Source organism: Variovorax sp. dw_308 (assembly GCF_019207085.1).
Classification (GTDB): Bacteria; Pseudomonadota; Gammaproteobacteria; order Burkholderiales; family Burkholderiaceae_C; genus Variovorax.
Window position 1 is genome coordinate 40,312 of sequence record NZ_JAATOM010000021.1, and the last position, 18,287, is coordinate 58,598.

General features: G+C 63.7%; 26 protein-coding genes and 1 tRNA gene. 20 read left to right on the forward strand and 7 right to left on the reverse strand.

Translation table 11 applies throughout. The features are described from left to right. Nucleotides 1-130 precede the first annotated feature (130 nt). Both HCU76_RS28455 and ubiA read left to right on the forward strand, forming a co-directional pair. Nucleotides 131-1,099, forward strand: a complete 969-nt coding sequence (locus HCU76_RS28455) for a LysR substrate-binding domain-containing protein (protein WP_213958265.1) — start codon at nucleotides 131-133, stop codon at nucleotides 1,097-1,099. A gap of 87 nt (nucleotides 1,100-1,186) precedes the next feature. Then, nucleotides 1,187-2,062 (forward strand): 4-hydroxybenzoate octaprenyltransferase, encoded by an 876-nt coding sequence (gene ubiA / locus HCU76_RS28460; protein ID WP_213958264.1) that lies wholly within the window; start codon nucleotides 1,187-1,189, stop codon nucleotides 2,060-2,062. A 48-nt stretch (nucleotides 2,063-2,110) separates the two neighbouring features. Here ubiA and proC read toward each other — a convergent pair whose 3' ends face one another. After that, nucleotides 2,111-2,962: a pyrroline-5-carboxylate reductase gene (proC, locus tag HCU76_RS28465; protein WP_213958263.1), complete on the reverse strand. Its 852-nt coding sequence runs from the start codon at nucleotides 2,960-2,962 to the stop codon at nucleotides 2,111-2,113. Continuing rightward, nucleotides 2,959-4,005 (reverse strand): esterase-like activity of phytase family protein, encoded by a 1,047-nt coding sequence (locus HCU76_RS28470; protein WP_256354536.1) that lies wholly within the window; start codon nucleotides 4,003-4,005, stop codon nucleotides 2,959-2,961. Before HCU76_RS28470 ends, proC begins: the two co-directional genes overlap by 4 nt. 344 nt (nucleotides 4,006-4,349) lie before the next feature. Between HCU76_RS28470 and rplN the strand changes: the two genes are divergently transcribed. From rplN to HCU76_RS28560, 18 genes are all read left to right on the forward strand, one after another. Next, complete coding sequence (rplN, locus tag HCU76_RS28475; protein ID WP_009124801.1) at nucleotides 4,350-4,718, forward strand: 50S ribosomal protein L14; 369 nt, start codon at nucleotides 4,350-4,352, stop codon at nucleotides 4,716-4,718. Nucleotides 4,719-4,729: 11 nt separating this feature from the next. After that, the gene (gene rplX / locus HCU76_RS28480; protein ID WP_213958262.1) at nucleotides 4,730-5,047 is read left to right on the forward strand and encodes a 50S ribosomal protein L24; all 318 of its coding nucleotides are present in this window, start codon (nucleotides 4,730-4,732) and stop codon (nucleotides 5,045-5,047) included. Between the two features lie 11 nt (nucleotides 5,048-5,058). Next, complete coding sequence (gene rplE, locus HCU76_RS28485; protein WP_213958261.1) at nucleotides 5,059-5,598, forward strand: 50S ribosomal protein L5; 540 nt, start codon at nucleotides 5,059-5,061, stop codon at nucleotides 5,596-5,598. Nucleotides 5,599-5,605: 7 nt separating this feature from the next. Continuing rightward, nucleotides 5,606-5,911, forward strand: coding sequence for a 30S ribosomal protein S14 (rpsN, locus tag HCU76_RS28490; RefSeq protein ID WP_213958260.1), 306 nt, complete (start codon nucleotides 5,606-5,608; stop codon nucleotides 5,909-5,911). A gap of 20 nt (nucleotides 5,912-5,931) precedes the next feature. Further along, entirely contained in the window at nucleotides 5,932-6,327 is a 396-nt protein-coding gene (gene rpsH / locus HCU76_RS28495) for a 30S ribosomal protein S8 (protein WP_218511190.1), read from the forward strand. 16 nt (nucleotides 6,328-6,343) lie between these two features. Continuing rightward, nucleotides 6,344-6,877, forward strand: a complete 534-nt coding sequence (gene rplF / locus HCU76_RS28500; protein ID WP_213958258.1) for a 50S ribosomal protein L6 — start codon at nucleotides 6,344-6,346, stop codon at nucleotides 6,875-6,877. A gap of 14 nt (nucleotides 6,878-6,891) precedes the next feature. Continuing rightward, nucleotides 6,892-7,257 carry a 50S ribosomal protein L18 gene (gene rplR, locus HCU76_RS28505; RefSeq protein WP_213958300.1) on the forward strand — a complete coding sequence of 122 codons (366 nt, stop codon included), beginning with the start codon at nucleotides 6,892-6,894 and terminating at the stop codon, nucleotides 7,255-7,257. Between the two features lie 11 nt (nucleotides 7,258-7,268). After that, on the forward strand, nucleotides 7,269-7,787 hold the full coding sequence (gene rpsE / locus HCU76_RS28510) for a 30S ribosomal protein S5 (RefSeq protein WP_140840889.1): 519 nt from the start codon (nucleotides 7,269-7,271) through the stop codon (nucleotides 7,785-7,787). A gap of 11 nt (nucleotides 7,788-7,798) precedes the next feature. After that, entirely contained in the window at nucleotides 7,799-7,981 is a 183-nt protein-coding gene (gene rpmD, locus HCU76_RS28515) for a 50S ribosomal protein L30 (protein WP_213958257.1), read from the forward strand. Between the two features lie 11 nt (nucleotides 7,982-7,992). After that, on the forward strand, nucleotides 7,993-8,424 hold the full coding sequence (gene rplO, locus HCU76_RS28520) for a 50S ribosomal protein L15 (protein ID WP_213958256.1): 432 nt from the start codon (nucleotides 7,993-7,995) through the stop codon (nucleotides 8,422-8,424). A gap of 24 nt (nucleotides 8,425-8,448) precedes the next feature. Next, a complete protein-coding gene (gene secY, locus HCU76_RS28525) occupies nucleotides 8,449-9,762 on the forward strand; it encodes a preprotein translocase subunit SecY (RefSeq protein WP_213958255.1) in 1,314 nt (437 codons plus the stop codon). A 33-nt stretch (nucleotides 9,763-9,795) separates the two neighbouring features. Beyond that, on the forward strand, nucleotides 9,796-9,909 hold the full coding sequence (gene rpmJ, locus HCU76_RS28530; RefSeq protein ID WP_038201958.1) for a 50S ribosomal protein L36: 114 nt from the start codon (nucleotides 9,796-9,798) through the stop codon (nucleotides 9,907-9,909). Between the two features lie 24 nt (nucleotides 9,910-9,933). Then, the gene (gene rpsM / locus HCU76_RS28535; protein ID WP_213958254.1) at nucleotides 9,934-10,299 is read left to right on the forward strand and encodes a 30S ribosomal protein S13; all 366 of its coding nucleotides are present in this window, start codon (nucleotides 9,934-9,936) and stop codon (nucleotides 10,297-10,299) included. 12 nt (nucleotides 10,300-10,311) lie between these two features. Next, nucleotides 10,312-10,716, forward strand: a complete 405-nt coding sequence (gene rpsK / locus HCU76_RS28540; RefSeq protein ID WP_009124825.1) for a 30S ribosomal protein S11 — start codon at nucleotides 10,312-10,314, stop codon at nucleotides 10,714-10,716. Between the two features lie 132 nt (nucleotides 10,717-10,848). Continuing rightward, on the forward strand, nucleotides 10,849-11,472 hold the full coding sequence (gene rpsD / locus HCU76_RS28545) for a 30S ribosomal protein S4 (RefSeq protein ID WP_213958253.1): 624 nt from the start codon (nucleotides 10,849-10,851) through the stop codon (nucleotides 11,470-11,472). Between the two features lie 133 nt (nucleotides 11,473-11,605). After that, nucleotides 11,606-12,595 (forward strand): DNA-directed RNA polymerase subunit alpha, encoded by a 990-nt coding sequence (rpoA, locus tag HCU76_RS28550; RefSeq protein WP_093059385.1) that lies wholly within the window; start codon nucleotides 11,606-11,608, stop codon nucleotides 12,593-12,595. Between the two features lie 63 nt (nucleotides 12,596-12,658). After that, a complete protein-coding gene (gene rplQ / locus HCU76_RS28555) occupies nucleotides 12,659-13,057 on the forward strand; it encodes a 50S ribosomal protein L17 (RefSeq protein ID WP_218511191.1) in 399 nt (132 codons plus the stop codon). 22 nt (nucleotides 13,058-13,079) lie between these two features. After that, nucleotides 13,080-13,156: transfer RNA gene (locus HCU76_RS28560), tRNA-Met, on the forward strand. Nucleotides 13,157-13,373: 217 nt separating this feature from the next. Here HCU76_RS28560 and HCU76_RS28565 read toward each other — a convergent pair. From HCU76_RS28565 to HCU76_RS28585, 5 genes are all read right to left on the reverse strand, one after another. Further along, a complete protein-coding gene (locus HCU76_RS28565) occupies nucleotides 13,374-13,769 on the reverse strand; it encodes a RidA family protein (protein ID WP_213958251.1) in 396 nt (131 codons plus the stop codon). Nucleotides 13,770-13,771: 2 nt separating this feature from the next. Next, entirely contained in the window at nucleotides 13,772-15,382 is a 1,611-nt protein-coding gene (locus HCU76_RS28570; RefSeq protein WP_218511192.1) for an AMP-binding protein, read from the reverse strand. Between the two features lie 153 nt (nucleotides 15,383-15,535). Further along, the gene (locus HCU76_RS28575) at nucleotides 15,536-16,729 is read right to left on the reverse strand and encodes an acyl-CoA dehydrogenase family protein (protein ID WP_213958249.1); all 1,194 of its coding nucleotides are present in this window, start codon (nucleotides 16,727-16,729) and stop codon (nucleotides 15,536-15,538) included. Between the two features lie 224 nt (nucleotides 16,730-16,953). Further along, nucleotides 16,954-17,808: an enoyl-CoA hydratase family protein gene (locus HCU76_RS28580; RefSeq protein WP_213958248.1), complete on the reverse strand. Its 855-nt coding sequence runs from the start codon at nucleotides 17,806-17,808 to the stop codon at nucleotides 16,954-16,956. Beyond that, nucleotides 17,805-18,287, reverse strand: coding sequence for a MarR family winged helix-turn-helix transcriptional regulator (locus HCU76_RS28585; RefSeq protein ID WP_213958247.1), 483 nt, complete (start codon nucleotides 18,285-18,287; stop codon nucleotides 17,805-17,807). Before HCU76_RS28585 ends, HCU76_RS28580 begins: the two co-directional genes overlap by 4 nt.

Genomic DNA, 18,287 nt, shown 5'->3' on the forward strand with positions numbered 1-18,287 from the left:
AAAGGTTTCGCAGAAGTCGCAGAAAAATTTCAGGGAAGTCCTTCCGCGACTTCTGCGCACTTTTGTATTTCTTCTGCGTTCGGCTGCCCGAATTTCGACGCTCCGGCCCCTGCGCATAATCGCAAGACCCATGACCCTGACAGAACTCAAGTACATCGTTGCCGTAGCGCGCGAGCGGCATTTCGGCAAGGCGGCAGAAGCCTGCTTCGTGTCGCAGCCGACCTTGTCGGTGGCGATCAAGAAGCTGGAGGACGAGCTGGAGGTCAAGCTTTTCGAGCGCAGCGCCGGCGAAGTGACCGTCACGCCGCTGGGCGAGCAGATCGTGCAGCAGGCGCAGAGCGTGCTCGACCAGGCCGCCAGCATCAAGGAGATCGCCAAGCGCGGCAAGGACCCGCTGGCCGGCCCGCTGACCCTGGGCGTGATCTACACCATCGGGCCTTACCTGCTGCCCGACCTGGTCCGGCAGAACATTGCACGCACGCCGCAGATGCCGCTGATGCTGCAGGAGAACTTCACCGCCAAGCTGCTGGAGATGCTGCGCGCCGGCGAGATCGATTGCGCCATCATGGCCGAGCCCTTTCCCGACACCGGCCTGGCCATGGCGCAGCTCTACGACGAGCCTTTCATGGCCGCGCTGCCGGCGAACCATCCGCTGGCCTCGCGCGCATCGATCACGTCCGAAGAGCTCAGGAACGAGACCATGTTGCTGCTGGGCACCGGCCATTGCTTCCGCGACCACGTGCTCGAGGTGTGCCCCGAGTTCGCGCGCTTCTCGAGCAACGCCGAAGGCATCCGCAAGAGCTTCGAAGGCTCCTCGCTCGAAACCATCAAGCACATGGTGGCCGCGGGCATGGGCGTGACCCTGGTGCCGCGCCTGTCCGTGCCGGCCGATGCGCTGCCGGCCAAGGGAAAGACCCGCGCCAGGGACCAGAACCCCATCGTGCGCTACCTGCCCATCGTCGATGCCCACGGCGGTGAACCACCCACGCGGCGCGTGGTGCTGGCCTGGCGACGCAGCTTTACGCGCTACGAGGCGATCGCCGCCGTGCGCAATGCGGTCTATGCCTGCGAATTGCCGGGCGTGCGGCGGCTCTCGTAGAAATGCGACCCACCCCAGAACAGGCTTTGCGCTGCTCGCCTTTGTTCCATCAGGCGCGGGTGGCGTGCAGCGTCATGGAACGTTGAAATGTCGTCGTTGCCGCCGGCGCGTGGACGCCTGACCCTCTACCTCGACCTGATCCGCTGGGACCGGCCCGCGGGCTGGCTGCTGCTGCTCTGGCCGACCTTGGGCGCGCTGTGGTTCGCCGCGGACGGTTGGCCCGGATGGCACCTGCTCGTCGTGTTCGTGCTCGGTACGATCCTCATGCGCAGTGCGGGCTGCTGCGTCAACGACGTGGCGGACCGCGACTTCGACCGTCATGTGAAGCGCACCGCGCAACGCCCGGTGACGAGCGGCGCTATCTCGGTCAAGCAGGCGCTGGTGTTTGGCGCGCTGCTCGCGCTGGCGGCGTTCGGGCTGGTGCTCACCACGAATCGCATCACCGTGCTTTGGTCGTTCGGCGCGTTGGCGATCACGCTGATGTATCCCTTTGCCAAACGCTTCGTGTCCATTCCGCAGGCGGTGCTGGGCATTGCCTTCAGCTTCGGCATCCCGATGTCCTTTGCCGCCGTTCAGGGCAACGTGCCGGTGCTGGCCTGGTGGCTGCTGGCCGGCAACCTGTTCTGGGTGCTGGCCTACGACACCGAATACGCGATGGTCGACCGCGACGACGACCTGAAGATCGGCATGAAGACCTCGGCCATCACCTTCGGTAGCTTCGATGTGGTCGCGGTCATGGTCAGCTATGCCGTGTTCATCGCGATCTGGGGGTGGATCGGCTACAGCCATCAGCTTGGCGCCGCGTTTCTCTTTGCGATCGCGGTGGCCGCAGCGCAAGCCGCTTGGCATTGGCGGCTGATCCACACCCGCACGCGCGAGGGTTGCTTCAAGGCCTTCCGACTGAACCACTGGTTGGGCTTTTCGGTGTTCGCCGGCATCGCGATCGGCTACGCGCTCCGCTGATCGACCGAGGTACCCTTCGCAGCGCCTGCGTGGGCTGCGGAGCGAAATCTACTTCCCGAACTCTTCGCCCAGCTCCCGCGCCCGCGCTTGCGCCGCGCGCATGGCCGCCTTGAACTTCTCCTTGACCTGCGCACCTTCCATCGACGTGATCGCGGCGTAGGTCGTGCCGCCCTTCGACGTCACCCGTTGGCGCAATACCGACGGCGGCTCGCTCGACCCGCTCGCCAGCGCGGACGCGCCGCTGAAGGTGCCGACCGCAAGCGTGTGCGCCTGTTCCGACGTCAGGCCCATGTCGATACCGGCCTCGGTCATGGCCTCGATGAAATAGAACACATAGGCCGGCCCGGAGCCGGACATCGCCGTCACCGCGTCGAGATCGCGCTCGGCATCGACCCAGAGCAACTGGCCCGTGGGCGCCAGCACCTGCGCCACCATCTCCCGCGCCTCGCCTGCAACAGCGTCCCGGGCGTAGAGGGCGGTCATGCCCTGGCCGATGAGCGCCGGCGTGTTGGGCATGGCGCGAACGATGCGCTCGCTGCCCAGCCACCGGGCGATGCTCTGCGAGGGAATGCCGGCCGCGACGCTCAGGTGCAGCGCGCCCGCGGCATGTTCTCGCACCGGCCTGGCGGCCTCGGCAAACATCTGCGGCTTCACGGCCCACACCAGCAACTCGCAGCGTGCCAGGGCCGCACCCGCTTGCGCCAGCGCTGCGATGCCGTAATCGCGCGCCAGCCGTTGGCGCGCTTCCTCGAAAGGCTCGACGACTTCGAAGGATGTGGCCGGGATGCCTTGACGAATCAGCCCGCCAAGGATCGCGCTGGCCATGTTGCCGCCGCCGATGAATCCGATCGGCGGCAGCGGCGCGGTATCGGCGCGGGGGAGTGAGGTGGTCAGGGTCATGGTGTGTCGTTGAACTCGAAGGCGGCGAACTGCGTGATCTGCATCGGGTTGAAATTGTCGTCGCTCACCACGACCAGCAGGCGCCGGCCGTTGGCCAGCGGAAGGCCCCAGCACATGCCTTCGGTGTTGTCGAGGCGCGACAGGCTGAGGGTCGAGAAGTCGGCGACCAGCGTCTTCGCGACCGGTCGGTGATTGCCGGGCTTCAGCGCCTCGATGAGCAGCACGTCTGCGGCGTCTCGCGTATCTATCTCGTAGAGACGTAGCGAGTTGCCAGTGCCTGCCGCATAGGCGCGTTCGAGCACCAGCATCCGGTGGGCGTCCAGCATCAGGATCTCGCTGACGCCGTTCTCGGCGTGCGTTCCAGGCACCAGCGGTCGTACCGGGACGGCATCGTTCACATAGGCGATCTGCCGAAGCACGCGGCCGCTGTCCACGTCTAGCGCCGTGAAGCGGCTAGGGCCGCCCGGCGAATCCAGTGTCGGTATCGCGCCGTCCTGGATCAGCGCGTTTTCCATGGCGAGCCAGGCGGTGCGATGGTCGGGCGTCAGCGCCAGCCCTTCGAATCCGAGATTGTCGCGCGCGCCGCGCCGGCCATCGCTGCCGGGCTCGAACATCGCGGGCAGCGCAAACTGCCGCAGCAGGCTGCCGTCGCGCCGGGATTCATAGAGTGCAGGGCCGAAGCCCCGTGCCTCGTCGCCCTCGGACGCCCAGAGGAGGGTGCCGGTGTCAGGCCGCAGGCGCAGTGCTTCGGGATCGGGCACCGGCACGCCGCTGCGGGCGTTGCGGCGGTTCGGCCAGGTCGTTCCGTCTGCCTGCAACAGCGAAGTCACCTTGGAAAACACCGGCGCCGTGCTGCTGTCAGCCGACCAGTTCGCGTCGTAATATCGTAGGGGATCGAGGTTTGACCGGTCATCCGACAGAAGCAGGTACTCACCTCGTTTGGTGTCGAAGTCGATTCCCGAGAGCCCGCCAATGGTGGTGCCATCGAAGCGCTGCCAATGCGTCAACCGCGCCTCTGCGAGCAATCGCAGCTGCGGGCTCATGGCTCCCTCGCGCGCCTGAGCAGTCTGGATGGCATCGGATTTGCACCCGACCAGCGTCCCCGCCAATGCTGCGGCCCCGCCCAGCAGGCGCCGGCGCGTGAACAAGGGAAGACGTGGTTGCGACGGCACGCCCGCAAGTCTAGGGGGTTTTTGAGCCTGCCGTAGCCGAGTGAGTTGACAGCTTGGATACGCCGTGGCACAATCGCGGGCTTCGCTTGAAAAGGCGAGGCTTTCCGCCCATACGGATGCATCTCAAGTGGTTTGAGGTGCGGACGACGGGCCCAAGACTGACTGGCGCTGACCCATCCTGGTGAAGCAACGGTACAAGTTGGGAACTACGAACAATGATCCAAACTGAATCCCGGCTCGAAGTGGCCGACAACACGGGCGCGAAATCCGTCCTGTGTATCAAGGTGCTTGGCGGCTCGAAGCGTCGCTACGCCAGCGTTGGCGATGTCATCAAGGTCAGCATCAAAGAAGCTGCACCCCGTGGCCGCGTCAAGAAGGGCGAAATCTACAGCGCCGTGGTGGTTCGCACCGCCAAGGGCATCCGTCGCGCCGACGGTTCGCTCGTCAAGTTCGACGGCAATGCCGCCGTTCTGCTCAACGCCAAGCTGGAGCCGATCGGCACCCGCATCTTCGGACCGGTGACCCGCGAACTGCGCACCGAGAAGTTCATGAAGATCGTCTCGCTGGCCCCTGAAGTTCTCTAAGGATCAACGCCATGAACAAGATTCGCACAGGCGACCAGGTCATCGTGTTGGCCGGTCGTGACAAGGGCAAGCGCGGCGTCGTGTCGCTGCGCAAGGACGATTCGCATGTGATCGTCGACGGCATCAATGTCGTCAAGAAGCACGCCAAGCCGAACCCCATGAAGGGTACGACGGGTGGCATCGTCGAGAAGACCATGCCGATTCACCAATCCAACGTGGCGATCTTCAATGCCGCGACCGGCAAGGCCGATCGCGTGGGCATCAAGGTCACGGACGGCAAGCGCGTGCGCGTTTACAAGTCCAGCGGCGAAGAAATCAAGATCGCCTAAGGGGTAATCAAATGGCACGTCTCCAACAACACTATCGCGAAAAAGTCGCGAAAGACCTGACCGAGAAGTTCGGCTACAAGTCGCCGATGCAGGTCCCGCGCCTGACCAAGATCACGCTCAACATGGGCGTGGGCGAGGCTGTCGCCGACAAGAAGGTCCTCGACAACGCCGTCGCCGACTTGACCAAGATCGCCGGCCAGAAGCCCGTCGTCACCAAGTCGAAGAAGGCCATCGCCGGCTTCAAGATCCGTGAGCAACAGCCCATCGGCTGCATGGTCACGCTGCGTGGCGTCCAGATGTATGAATTCCTGGACCGTTTCGTGACCGTGGCACTGCCGCGCGTCCGTGACTTCCGTGGTATCTCCGGTCGCGCATTCGACGGCCGTGGCAACTACAACATCGGCGTCAAGGAACAGATCATTTTCCCCGAGATCGAGTACGACAAGGTTGATGCCCTGCGCGGTCTGAATATCAGCATCACGACGACGGCCAAGACCGACGAAGAGGCCAAGGCGCTTCTCGCTGGTTTCCGTTTCCCGTTCAAGAACTGAGGCGACCATGGCAAAAGCATCCCTGATCCAGCGCGAACTCAAGCGCGACAACCTGGTCGCCAAGTACGCCGCAAAGCACGCCGAACTGAAGGCGATTGCGAACGACTTCAAGAAGAGCGACGAAGAGCGCGCCGCTGCACGCCTCGGCCTGCAAAAGCTGCCGCGCAACGCGAACCCCACGCGTCAGCGCAACCGTTGCGAAATCACCGGTCGTCCCCGCGGCACCTTCCGCCAATTCGGTCTGGCCCGCGCCAAGATCCGTGAACTGGCTTTCAACGGCGACATCCCCGGTGTCACCAAGGCCAGCTGGTAAGCCAGGCAGGAGCAAACAACATGAGCATGAGTGATCCCATTGCCGACCTGCTGACGCGTATCCGTAACGCGCAGATGGTGGCGAAGCCCACCGTGTCGGTCCCGTCTTCCAAGGTGAAGATCGCGATCGCACAAGTCCTGAAGGACGAAGGCTATATCGACGGTTTCCAGGTCAAGACCGAAGCCGGCAAGAACGAGCTTGAAATCTCGTTGAAGTACTACGCTGGCCGTCCGGTCATCGAACGTATCGAGCGCGTGAGCCGCCCCGGCCTGCGCGTCTACAAGGCCAGCGCTGCGATCCCGCAAGTGCAGAACGGTCTTGGCGTCGCCATCGTGACCACGCCCCAGGGCGTGATGACGGACCGCAAGGCCCGCGCCAACGGTGTTGGTGGCGAAGTCCTGTGCTACGTCGCCTAATCGAGGAGCTGAACAAATGTCCCGAGTAGGTAAAGCACCGGTCGTCATCCCCGCAGGCGTGGATGTGTCGATCAAGGATGATCAGATCAATGTCAAGGGCACGGGCGGCACGCTCGCGCTGACCCGCAATGCATTGGTCAACGTCACCAACGCAGAAGGCAAGCTGAGCTTCGTTCCCGCCAACGATTCGCGTGAAGCGAATGCGATGAGCGGCACGCTGCGCCAGCTGGTCAACAACATGGTTGTCGGCGTCACCAAGGGCTTCGAGAAGAAGCTGAACCTGGTTGGCGTGGGCTACAAGGCCGCCGCACAAGGCGCCAAGCTGAACCTCCAGGTCGGCTATTCGCACCCGGTCAACATCGACATGCCGCAAGGCATCACGGTGGCCACCCCGACCCCGACGGAAATCCTGATCAAGGGTGCCGACCGTCAACGTGTCGGCCAGATCGCCGCCGAGATCCGCGCTGTTCGTCCGCCCGAGCCCTACAAGGGCAAGGGCATCCGTTATTCGGACGAGAAGATCGTGATCAAAGAGACCAAGAAGAAGTAAGGGGCAGCAAAATGATGTTGACCAAAAAAGCACAACGTCTGCGCCGCTCGCGCCAGACCCGCATCCGGATTGCCACGCAGGGCGTTGCTCGCCTCACGGTGAACCGGACCAATCTGCACATCTACGCCACCGTCATCTCCGGCGACGGCGCCAAGGTGCTCGCCTCTGCGTCGACGGCCGAAGCCGAAGTCCGCAGCTCGCTCGGCGCGTCGGGCAAAGGTGGCAATGCCGCCGCCGCCACGCTGATCGGCAAGCGCATCGCTGAAAAGGCGAAGGCTGCCGGCGTCGAGAAGGTCGCTTTCGACCGTGCAGGTTTTGCATACCACGGCCGCGTCAAGGCGCTGGCTGATGCGGCCCGCGAAGCCGGTCTGCAGTTCTAAGGAATTTCAAAATGGCAAAGATTCAAGCAAGAACGCAGAACGAAGGACCCGAGGACGGTCTGCGCGAGAAGATGATCGCGATCAACCGCGTCACCAAGGTGGTGAAGGGTGGTCGTATCCTCGGTTTCGCAGCACTGACCGTGGTCGGCGACGGCGACGGCAAGGTCGGCATGGGCAAGGGCAAGTCGAAGGAAGTGCCTGCTGCCGTGCAAAAGGCGATGGAAGAAGCCCGTCGCAACCTGTTCAAGATCTCGATCAAGAACGGCACGCTGCATCACCGCGTGACGGGTCACCATGGCGCCGCTTCGGTTGTCATGATCCCCGCTCCGAAGGGTACCGGCATCATCGCTGGCGGCCCGATGCGCGCTGTCTTCGAAGTCCTGGGCATCACCGACATCGTGGCCAAGAGCCATGGTTCGTCGAACCCCTACAACATGGTCCGCGCCACGCTGGACGGCCTGAAGAACTCGACCACCGCCTCTGCTGTCGCTGCCAAGCGCGGCCTGACGGTCGAAGAGCTGTTCGCCTGAGGAACATCGTCATGACGCAACAACAAACCGTCAAGGTGCAGCTGGTGAAGAGCCCGATCGGCACCAAGCAGGCTCACCGCGACACCGTGCGCGGCCTCGGCCTGCGCAAGCTCAACTCCGTGTCGGAGTTGCAGGACACGCCCGCAGTGCGCGGCATGATCAACAAGATCAGTTATCTGGTCAAGGTTCTGTAAGAGAGACTGATATGGAACTCAATGGCATCAAGCCGGCAGACGGCGCGAAGCACTACAAGCGTCGCGTCGGCCGCGGTATCGGCTCCGGCATCGGCAAGACCGCGGGTCGTGGTCACAAGGGTCAGAAGTCGCGTGCAGGCGGCTTCCACAAGGTGGGCTTCGAAGGCGGTCAAATGCCTCTGCAGCGTCGCCTGCCGAAGCGCGGCTTCAAGTCGCAGACGCTCAAGTACAACGCTGAAGTCACGTTGACCGCATTGGAAGCCCTCGGCCTGGCCGAAGTCGATCTGCTGGCACTGAAGCAAGCTGGCCTCGTCGGCCAGATCGCGAAGGTCGTCAAGATCATCAAGACGGGCGAACTCACCAAGGCCGTCAAGCTGACGGGCATCGGTGCAACCGCTGGTGCCAAGGCTGCGATCGAAGCAGCCGGCGGCAGCGTCGCTTAATACGGCATTGGAAAGAAGGCTGTAGTGGCAACCAACGCGGCAACGCTCGCAAAGACTGGCAAGTTCGGTGACCTGCGTCGCCGGCTCGTGTTTTTGCTGCTCGCACTTGTGGTCTATCGGATCGGCGCGCACATTCCGGTTCCGGGCATCAACCCGGACCAGTTGGCGCAGTTGTTCCAGGGCCAGAAGGGCGGCATCCTGAGCCTGTTCAACATGTTCTCGGGCGGGGCGCTGTCGCGCTTCACCGTGTTCGCGCTGGGCATCATGCCGTACATCTCCGCGTCGATCATCATGCAATTGATGACCTACGTGTTGCCTACCTTCGAGCAGATGAAGAAGGAAGGCGAGGCAGGTCGTCGCAAGATCACGCAGTACACGCGCTATGGCGCGTTGGGCCTGGCGCTGTTCCAGTCGTTCAGCATTGCTGTGGCGCTGGAATCGTCGGCTGGCCTGGTGATCAATCCGGGCTTCGGCTTCCGCCTCACGGCAATGTTCAGCCTCACGGCTGGCTCGATGTTCCTGATGTGGCTGGGTGAGCAGATCACCGAACGTGGCCTGGGCAACGGCATCTCGATCCTGATCTTCGCGGGTATCGCGGCTGGTCTACCGGGTGCTGTCGGCGGCCTGGCTTCGCTGGTGTCGACGGGTGCGATGAATCCGCTGGTGGCGCTGTTCATCGTGGCAGTCGTCGTGCTGGTGACCTACTTCGTCGTGTTCGTGGAACGCGGCCAGCGCAAGATCCTCGTGAACTATGCGCGGCGCCAGGTGGGCAACAAGGTGTATGGCGGTCAGTCGTCGCATCTGCCGCTGAAGCTGAACATGGCTGGCGTGATTCCGCCGATCTTCGCTTCGTCGATCATCCTGCTGCCCGCAACGGTGGTCGGCTGGTTCAGCACCGGTGAAGGCGGTTTCCGCTGGATCAAGGACGTGGCCAGTGCGCTGCGGCCGGGCGAGCCCATTTACGTGTTGCTGTACGCAGCAGCCATCGTGTTCTTCTGCTTTTTCTACACGGCGTTGGTTTTCAACAGCCGCGAAACGGCAGACAACCTGAAGAAGAGCGGTGCGTTCATTCCGGGCATCCGCCCGGGTGATCAAACAGCTCGCTATATCGACAAGATCCTGGTCCGCCTGACGCTGGCTGGCGCGGTGTATATCACCTTCGTCTGCCTGCTGCCCGAGTTCCTGATCCTCAAGTACAACGTGCCGTTCTATTTCGGCGGCACGTCGCTCTTGATCATCGTTGTGGTGACCATGGACTTCATGGCCCAGGTGCAGAACTACTTGATGTCCCAGCAGTATGAATCGCTGCTGAAGAAGGCCAACTTCAAGACGTCGTAAGCCAGGTTAACGAAAAGTTTTAGGAGAATTGATATGAGAGTTTCGGCTTCGGTCAAAACCATCTGCCGTAATTGCAAGATCATCCGCCGCAAGGGTGTGGTGCGTGTGATCTGTACCGACCCGCGCCATAAGCAGCGCCAGGGTTGATTAGAGAAACATCAGAGGACGCACATGGCACGTATTGCTGGCATCAACATTCCGCCGCACAAGCACGCTGAAATCGGCCTGACGGCCATCTTCGGCATCGGTCGCACCCGCGCTCGCAAGATCTGCGAAGCCACCGGCATCGACTATGCGAAGAAGATCAAGGATCTGACGGACAGCGATCTCGAGAAGATCCGCGACCAGATCGCTCTGTTCACCATCGAAGGCGACCTGCGTCGCGAGACGACGATGAACATCAAGCGTTTGATGGACATCGGCTGCTATCGCGGCTTCCGTCATCGCCGTGGCCTGCCGATGCGCGGCCAGCGCACGCGCACCAATGCCCGCACCCGCAAGGGTCCGCGCAAGGCTGCGCAGTCCCTGAAGAAATAAGGATAGAACAGCATGGCTAAAGCACCTGCAAACAACGCTGCACAGCGCGTCCGCAAGAAGGTTCGCAAGAACGTTGCCGACGGTATCGCCCACGTGCACGCGTCGTTCAACAACACCATCATCACGATCACCGATCGCCAGGGCAACGCCCTGTCGTGGGCTTCGTCGGGTGGCCAAGGCTTCAAGGGCTCGCGCAAGTCGACGCCTTTCGCAGCCCAGGTCGCTTCGGAAGTCGCTGGCCGCGCCGCGGTCGAGCAAGGTATCAAGAACCTCGACGTCGAGATCAAGGGCCCCGGTCCTGGTCGTGAATCGTCGGTGCGCGCCCTGGCCGCACTCGGCATTCGCATCAACTCGATCGCCGACGTGACGCCAGTGCCGCACAACGGCTGCCGTCCGCAGAAGCGTCGTCGCATCTAAGCGCTGACGCCCGGCGCAGCCCGCTTCACGGCGGCTGCGCATTTTGTTTTTTCAACAAGCCCACCGCCGTTGGCACGCCGCTGACGGCTCCCGCAGGAAACCACTGCGGCAGATGACACAAAGGAAGATCACGTGGCACGCTACCTCGGCCCCAAGGCCAAACTTTCCCGCCGTGAAGGCACCGACCTGTTCCTGAAGAGCGCACGTCGCTCCATCCAGGACAAGTCGAAGTTCGATTCGAAGCCCGGCCAGCATGGTCGCACCTCGGGTCAGCGCACTTCCGATTTCGGCCTGCAACTGCGCGAAAAGCAGAAGGTCAAGCGCATGTACGGCGTGCTCGAAAAGCAGTTCCGCCGCTACTTCGAAGAAGCCGACCGTCGCCGTGGCAACACCGGCGCCAACCTGCTGTTCATCCTCGAATCGCGCCTGGACAACGTCGTCTATCGCATGGGCTTCGGCTCGACCCGCGCTGAAGCACGTCAGCTGGTGTCGCACAAGGCGATCACGGTGAACGGCCAGTCGGTCAACATCCCGTCGTACCTGGTCAAGACCGGCGACGTGATCGCTGTCCGTGACAAGTCGAAGAAGCAGACGCGTATCGCCGAAGCACTGCAACTCGCAGCGCAAGTTGGCATGCCGGCCTGGGTGGAAGTGAACGCCGACAAGGGCGAAGGCACGTTCAAGAAGGTGCCGGATCGCGACGAGTTCGCCGCCGACATCAACGAATCGCTGATCGTCGAACTGTATTCGCGTTGATGAATTGCCCGCACCGTGTGGTGCGGGTTGCTGTTTTTTTGTTATCCCGTTCTCGGCGTGCCCCGCAAGTGCGCCGGGCGCTTCACCAGCCTTACCGGTGTAACGAACCGGGGGTATTGAGAGGAAGTCCTGCATGCAAACCACCCTGCTGAAACCCAAGACCATCCAGGTCGAGCAACTGGCGCCGAACAAGGCGAAGGTCACGCTCGAGCCCTTCGAGCGCGGCTACGGCCACACGCTCGGCAACGCGCTGCGTCGCGTTCTGCTCTCGTCGATGGTTGGCTATTCGGCAACCGAAGTCACCATCGCTGGCGTTCTGCACGAGTACTCGTCGATCGACGGCGTGCAGGAAGATGTCGTCAACATCCTGCTGAACCTCAAGGGCGTGGTGTTCAAGCTCCACAACCGCGATGAAGTCACGCTGAGCCTGCGCAAGGACGGCGAAGGCCCGGTGCTGGCCTCGGACATCCAGACGCCGCACGACGTCGAGATCATCAACCCCGATCACGTGATCGCGCACCTGTCGCAAGGCGGCAAGCTCGACATGCAGATCAAGGTTGAAAAGGGTCGCGGCTATGTGCCCGGCACGATGCGCCGCTATGCGGACGAGCCGACCAAGTCGATTGGCCGCATCGTCCTCGACGCGTCGTTCTCGCCCGTGAAGCGCGTGAGCTACACGGTCGAAAGCGCCCGCGTGGAACAGCGTACCGACCTGGACAAGCTGCTGGTCGAGATCGAGACCAACGGCGCGATCACCGCCGAAGACGCAGTGCGCGCCTCGGCCAAGATCCTCGTTGAACAGCTCGCCGTGTTTGCGCAGCTCGAAGGCGGCGAACTGGCTGCATTCGATGCACCGGCACCGCGCAGCGCACAACAATTCGATCCGATCCTGCTGCGCCCTGTCGACGAACTCGAACTGACGGTGCGTTCGGCCAACTGCCTGAAGGCCGAGAACATCTACTACATCGGTGACCTGATCCAGCGCACCGAGAACGAACTGCTCAAGACCCCGAACCTGGGTCGCAAGTCGCTCAACGAAATCAAGGAAGTGCTTGCCTCGCGCGGTCTTACCTTGGGCATGAAGCTCGAAAGCTGGCCGCCGGCCGGCCTCGACAAGCGCTGAACCGCAAAGGGCAGTACCTGATACGGCTGCCTTTATTACAAACCTCAAAAAAGGAAATCAAAAATGCGCCACGGTCACGGCATCCGCAAACTCAACCGCACCAGCTCGCACCGCCTCGCGATGCTGCAGAACATGATGAACTCGCTCATCGAGCACGAAGTCATCAAGACCACGGTCCCCAAGGCCAAGGAACTGCGCCGCGTCATCGAACCGATGATCACGCTGGCCAAGAAGCCGACGGTTGCCAATCGCCGCCTCGCGTTCGACCGCCTGCGCGATCGCGACAGCGTCGTGAAGCTCTTCAACGACCTGGGCCCGCGCTTCGCGGCGCGTCCGGGCGGCTACACCCGCATCCTGAAGATGGGCTTCCGCGTGGGCGACAACGCCCCGATGGCGCTCGTCGAACTGGTCGATCGTCCTGAAGTCAAAGAAACTTCTGACGATCAGGCAGCAGCCGAATAAATAGTATATAATTCCATCTTGCCGCGCGATGGAGCAGCCTGGTAGCTCGTTGGGCTCATAACCCAAAGGTCGCAAGTTCAAATCTTGCTCGCGCAACCAATTCAAAAGCCCCTGATTTTCGAATCAGGGGCTTTTTCTTTGGGGGGTCGGGATCGGGAGCGGGCAGCCGAACGCAGAGGTCGCAAAGGTTTCGCAGAAGTCGCAAAAGGAAATCCAAGAATATTCTTTGGATTTCTCTTGCGACCTCTGCGTAGTTTTTGTCTTCCTTCTGCGTTCGGCTGTCCGAATTCTTCGGCTTCTGCGAACGCGCAAGCCCTCAGTCCGGCACGACGGCCGTGACCTCGATCTCCACCTTCGCGCGCTTCTCGACCAGCGCAGCCACCTGCACGCAGGTCATTGCCGGAAAGTTGCGGCCCATGGCTTCGCGGTAGACCGGGCCGAGTTCGCGCAGGCGGGCGTTGTATTCGTCGCGGTCGGTGATGTACCAGGTCATGCGGACCATGTGCTCGGGGCCGGCGCCGGCTTCGCGCAGCACGGCGACGATGTTGCGCAGCGCCTGGCCTGTCTGTTCGATGAAGTCGTCGGAGACGAATTGCTGTTGCCCATCCCAGCCGATCTGGCCGCCCACGAACACTTGTGTGCCGCGGGCGGCGATGCCGTTGGCATAGCCCTTGGGTGGCAGCCAGCCGGCGGGTTGCAGGAATTGCATCATTGTCAAAGACTCCTCAGTTTGAAACGTTGCAACTTGCCGGTTTCGGTGCGCGGCAAGCTGTCGACAAAAGTGATTTCGCGCGGGTACTTGTAGGGGGCGATGGTGGCCTTGACGTGGTCCTGCAGCGCTTTCACCATCTCGGCGTCAGCATCGTTACCGGGCTTGAGCACGCAGAAGGCCTTGACGATCATGCCGCGCTCCGCGTCGGGCTTGCCGATCACGCCGCATTCGGCCACCGCAGGGTGCTGGAGCAGCGCGTCCTCGACCTCGGGGCCGCCGACGTTGTAGCCGGCGGTGACGATCATGTCGTCGGCGCGGGACTGGTAGAAGAAATAGCCATCGTCGTCTTCCACGAACGCGTCGCCGGGGTAGTTCCAGCCGTTCTTCACGTAGGCTGCCTGGCGCGGGTCGTCCAGATAGCGGCAACCCACCGGGCCGATGATCGCGAGCTTGCCGACGGTGCCGCGTGGGACTTCGTTCCCTTCCTCGTCGACCACCTTGGCTGTGAAGCCCGGCACGGCCTTGCCGATGGCGCCGCGGCGGACCTCTTCCGGCGCGGCGGAGATGTAGATGTGGAAGACCTCGGTGCCGCCGATGCCGTCCAGCATCTCGATGCCGGTGGCTTCCTTCCAGAGCTGGCGCGTGGCATCGGGCAGCGCCTCGCCGGCGCTGACGCTGATGCGCAGGCTGGGCACGCCGATCTGCTTGGCGAAGGGCGCGACCTGGCGGTAGAAGGTGGGCGCGGTGTAGGTGATGGTGGCGCCGGATTCGTTGATCAGCTTGACCATGCCCTCGGGGCTGTAGCTGCCGTCGGGAAAGAAGACCGAGGCGCCTGCCCACATCGGGAAGATCAGCAGGCCGCCGAGGCCGAAGGTGAAGGCCAGCGGGGGCGAACCGAGCACGATGTCCTCCGGGCGAGCGCGCAGCACATGGCGCGGCCAGGTCTCGCACATGGCGAGCACGTCGCGATGCGTGGAGATGGGCGCCTTGGGCTTGCCGGTGGTGCCGGAGGTGAATGCCAGCAAGGCGATATCGTCCGCAGCGGTCGGGCAGGCGGTGAAGCGGCCGCTCTTGGTGGCGGCGTGAGCCTCGAGCGACGTGGGGCTATCGGTTTGGTTGAACGCGATGATCGTCTTCAGCACCGGATGGTCGGCGCGTGCGGCCTCGAGTTCGGGCAGCAGCTTGCCGTCGCAGAGTGCGGCCGCGGGCTGGGACTTCTCGATGATGTCGCCCAGTTCCTTCGCGCGCAGCAACGGCATCGTCGCGACCGCGATCAGGCCGGCTTTGACGACGGCGAGCCAGGACAGGGCCATCTGGATCGAGTTGCCGCCGCGCAGCAGGACCCGGTTGCCCGGCACGAGACGCAGGTCTTCGGTCAGCACCTGCGCGATGCGGTTGACTTCGACGGCCGCCTGCGCATAGGTGAGGGTGCGCGTGGGGGAGCGCAGCATGGGGTTGTCGGCGAAGCCCTTCGCCGGGGCCTTGTCGAGCAGCTCCTCGACGAGGTTCAACTGGTCTGGCAACTGAAGCTCCGGCAGGTCGTACCGGAACATGGGCAGTTGCTCCGGCGGCGGCAGCCGGTCGTGGACGAAGCGGTCGACTTGTGCGGTCATTGCGTAACCTCGGTGCTGTGCGCTGCGACGCGGGCTGGCATGGGGCGGCTGGACGCAGAGGCGATCGCCTCCGCGCGTGGCACGTCGCGCCCTCGCTGCCCGTTAAGGGGGCGCGGGCTTTGCTTGGGGCGGCTCGACACTGCGCTCATGGATCTATCCCCGCAAGACGGACTTGCCGATGATGAGTTGTTGGACCTCGGTCGCGCCTTCGTAGATGCGCAGCGACCGGATGTCGCGGTACAGGCTCTCGACCTTGTTGCCGACCTGCACGCCCAGCCCGCCATGCAACTGCAGCGCCATGTCGATGACGCGCTGCGCGTTCTCGGTGGCGGTCATCTTGGCCATGGCGGCGGCGGCGGTGAGGTCGCCGGAGGGCTTCTGGCCGGCGCGCTCGGATTCGTCGCGCATCCATGCGGCGCGGTAGGTGAGCAGGGCGGCGGCATCAACCAGGGCGGCCATGTCGCCTAGCTTGGCCTGGGTGAGTTGGAAGTCGGCAAGCGCGTGGCCGAACATCTGGCGGCGCTGGGCATGCGCGACGGCTTCCGCCAACGCACGGCGCGCCATGCCGAGAGCGGCGGCTGCGACCGAGGCGCGGAAGATGTCGAGGGTCCGCATGGCCAGCTTGAAGCCGCCGTTGAGATCGCCGAGTTGCGCGTTGCGGGGCACTTCGCATGACTCGAACTTCAAGGTGGCCAGGGGGTGCGGCGCCATCACGTGGATGTGGGCCGACGTGTCGAGCCCCTGGCTCGTAGCGTCGACGATGAAGGCGGTGATGCCGCGCGTGCCGCCGGTGGGATCGGTCTTGGCGAACGTGCAGTAGAAGTCCGCGATGCCGCCGTTGCTGATCCAGGTCTTGGTGCCGTCGAGCTTCCAGCCGCTGGCGGTGGCATCGGCGCGCATGGCCATGGCGCCGACGTCGGAGCCGGCGTTGGGCTCGCTCAGCGCGAAGGCGGCGATCTTGCTGCCGTTGGCGACGGCGGGGAGGTAGGCAGCTTGTTGCGCAGGGCTGCCGGCCAGCGTGATCGCGCCGCTGCCGAGGCCCTGCATCGCGAAGGCGAAGTCAGCGAGGGGTGAGTGGTAGGCCAGGGTCTCGCGCAGCAGCACGAGGGCGCGGGAATCGAGGCGCTCCAGCGCGCCGCCGGAAGCCGCGGGCACGCAGTAGCGCAGCCAGCCGCCTTCGCCGAGGCGGCGGACCCAGTCGCGGCAGGCCGCGCGGTCGTCGCTTTCATCGACATCCTGGGCGGCGGCCCAAGGCAGCAGGCCTTGCGCTAGGGCGCGATGGGCGTCGTCGAAGAAGGGCAGCGCGAGGTGCGCGGTCGATGGGGGAGTGGGCGGTGGTGTGTTCATGTCGTCAGGAAGCGGGAACGGTCGGGAACGATGCGAGAACGGGAACGCGAGCGGGAGCGGGAGCGGGAACGCGAGCAGACAGCCGGACACAAAGGACGCGAAGGTTCCTCGAAGGACGCGAAAGAAAAACCGGGAAACCGGAACTGGCTGTTTGCATCTTTCGCGTCCTTCGCGTTCCTTCGCGACCTTTGCGTCCGGTCAAGTCCGTATTCCACGGTGCCAGATCAGTCGCCCTGGAACGCCGGCTTGCGCTTGTTCGCGAACGCTTCGTAGGCGCGCTTGAAGTCTTCGGTCTGCATGCAGATCGCCTGCGCCTGCGCTTCGGCTTCGATGGCCTGGTCGATGGTCATGGACCATTCCTGCGACAGCATGGTCTTGGTCATGCCGTGCGCGAAGCTCGGGCCCGCGGCCAGTTCGCGCGCGACGGCGGTGGCGGCGCCGAGCAACGCATCGCTTTCATGCAGCGCGTTGAAGAAGCCCCAGGCGTGGCCTTCGGTGGCGGTCATCGCGCGGCCGGTGAACAGCAGTTCCGAGGCGCGGCCCTGGCCGATCATGCGCGGCAGCAGCGCACAGGCGCCCATGTCCGCGCCGGCCAGGCCGACGCGGGTGAACAGGAAGGCGGTCTTCGTCGCCGGCGTGCCGAAGCGGATGTCGCAGGCCAGCGCGATCATGGCGCCGGCGCCGGCGCAGATGCCGTCGATGGCGCCGATGATCGGTTGCGGGCAGGCGCGGATCGCCTTGACCAGGTCGCCGGTCATGCGCGTGAATTCGAGCAGCGCGGGCATCTCCATCTTCGTGAGCGGGCCGATGATCTCGTGTACGTCGCCGCCCGAGCAGAAGTTGCCGCCGGCGCCGGTGATGACGATGACCTTCACGTCGGTCGCGTAGGTGAGGGCACGGAACAGGTCGCGCAGCTCGGCGTACGAGTCGAAGGTGAGCGGGTTCTTGCGCTCGGGCCGGTTCAGCGTGACGGTGCCGATGCCGTCCGCGAAGGACCAGGCGAAATGCTTCGCCGAATACGACGCCTTGGGTTCGAACTGCGCGTGCATGGGGTTGCCGGCGCTGATGTAGTGCTTCATGCGATTTCGGTGTTGTTCGTGGTGGTGGGGGTGGTTTGCTTGACCTTGCCGAGCAGCTTGTGCAACTGCGCGATCTCCTTCGCGTTGAGCCCGGCGAAGGCATCGACGATCCAGGCTTCGTGCTTCTGCGCCATCTCGTTGAAGAGCTTGCGGCCGCGCGGCGTGAGGCGTACGCGCCAGGCGCGGCGGTCGTTGGCGACGTCGACGCGCTCGACCAGGCCTTCGGTGACGAGCTGGTCGGTGATGCCGGTGACGTTGCCGCCGGTGACCATCATGCGGCGCGAGAGTTCGTTCATCTTCAGGCCCTCCGGCGCGCGCTCCAGTTGCGACATCAGGTCGAAGCGCGGCAGGGTGGTGGAGAACTGCTCGCGCAGGCTGTTGCGCACCTGCTTCTCGATCAACTGCGTGCAGGTCAGCAGGCGCAGCCAGAGGCGCAGTTCGTCGGGGTGTTCGCTGTGGGCGCGGGCTTCGAGGTCCAT

Coding starts and splice junctions, on each gene's coding strand:
- HCU76_RS28455 (WP_213958265.1), top strand. CDS start 131: ATGACCCTGACAGAACTCAAGTACATCGTTGCCGTAGCGCGCGAGCGG.
- ubiA (WP_213958264.1), top strand. CDS start 1,187: ATGTCGTCGTTGCCGCCGGCGCGTGGACGCCTGACCCTCTACCTCGAC.
- proC (WP_213958263.1), bottom strand. CDS start 2,962: ATGACCCTGACCACCTCACTCCCCCGCGCCGATACCGCGCCGCTGCCG.
- HCU76_RS28470 (WP_256354536.1), bottom strand. CDS start 4,005: ATGAGCCCGCAGCTGCGATTGCTCGCAGAGGCGCGGTTGACGCATTGG.
- rplN (WP_009124801.1), top strand. CDS start 4,350: ATGATCCAAACTGAATCCCGGCTCGAAGTGGCCGACAACACGGGCGCG.
- rplX (WP_213958262.1), top strand. CDS start 4,730: ATGAACAAGATTCGCACAGGCGACCAGGTCATCGTGTTGGCCGGTCGT.
- rplE (WP_213958261.1), top strand. CDS start 5,059: ATGGCACGTCTCCAACAACACTATCGCGAAAAAGTCGCGAAAGACCTG.
- rpsN (WP_213958260.1), top strand. CDS start 5,606: ATGGCAAAAGCATCCCTGATCCAGCGCGAACTCAAGCGCGACAACCTG.
- rpsH (WP_218511190.1), top strand. CDS start 5,932: ATGAGCATGAGTGATCCCATTGCCGACCTGCTGACGCGTATCCGTAAC.
- rplF (WP_213958258.1), top strand. CDS start 6,344: ATGTCCCGAGTAGGTAAAGCACCGGTCGTCATCCCCGCAGGCGTGGAT.
- rplR (WP_213958300.1), top strand. CDS start 6,892: ATGTTGACCAAAAAAGCACAACGTCTGCGCCGCTCGCGCCAGACCCGC.
- rpsE (WP_140840889.1), top strand. CDS start 7,269: ATGGCAAAGATTCAAGCAAGAACGCAGAACGAAGGACCCGAGGACGGT.
- rpmD (WP_213958257.1), top strand. CDS start 7,799: ATGACGCAACAACAAACCGTCAAGGTGCAGCTGGTGAAGAGCCCGATC.
- rplO (WP_213958256.1), top strand. CDS start 7,993: ATGGAACTCAATGGCATCAAGCCGGCAGACGGCGCGAAGCACTACAAG.
- rpmJ (WP_038201958.1), top strand. CDS start 9,796: ATGAGAGTTTCGGCTTCGGTCAAAACCATCTGCCGTAATTGCAAGATC.
- rpsM (WP_213958254.1), top strand. CDS start 9,934: ATGGCACGTATTGCTGGCATCAACATTCCGCCGCACAAGCACGCTGAA.
- rpsK (WP_009124825.1), top strand. CDS start 10,312: ATGGCTAAAGCACCTGCAAACAACGCTGCACAGCGCGTCCGCAAGAAG.
- rpoA (WP_093059385.1), top strand. CDS start 11,606: ATGCAAACCACCCTGCTGAAACCCAAGACCATCCAGGTCGAGCAACTG.
- rplQ (WP_218511191.1), top strand. CDS start 12,659: ATGCGCCACGGTCACGGCATCCGCAAACTCAACCGCACCAGCTCGCAC.
- HCU76_RS28565 (WP_213958251.1), bottom strand. CDS start 13,769: ATGATGCAATTCCTGCAACCCGCCGGCTGGCTGCCACCCAAGGGCTAT.
- HCU76_RS28570 (WP_218511192.1), bottom strand. CDS start 15,382: ATGACCGCACAAGTCGACCGCTTCGTCCACGACCGGCTGCCGCCGCCG.
- HCU76_RS28575 (WP_213958249.1), bottom strand. CDS start 16,729: ATGAACACACCACCGCCCACTCCCCCATCGACCGCGCACCTCGCGCTG.
- HCU76_RS28580 (WP_213958248.1), bottom strand. CDS start 17,808: ATGAAGCACTACATCAGCGCCGGCAACCCCATGCACGCGCAGTTCGAA.
- HCU76_RS28585 (WP_213958247.1), bottom strand. CDS start 18,287: ATGGACCTCGAAGCCCGCGCCCACAGCGAACACCCCGACGAACTGCGC.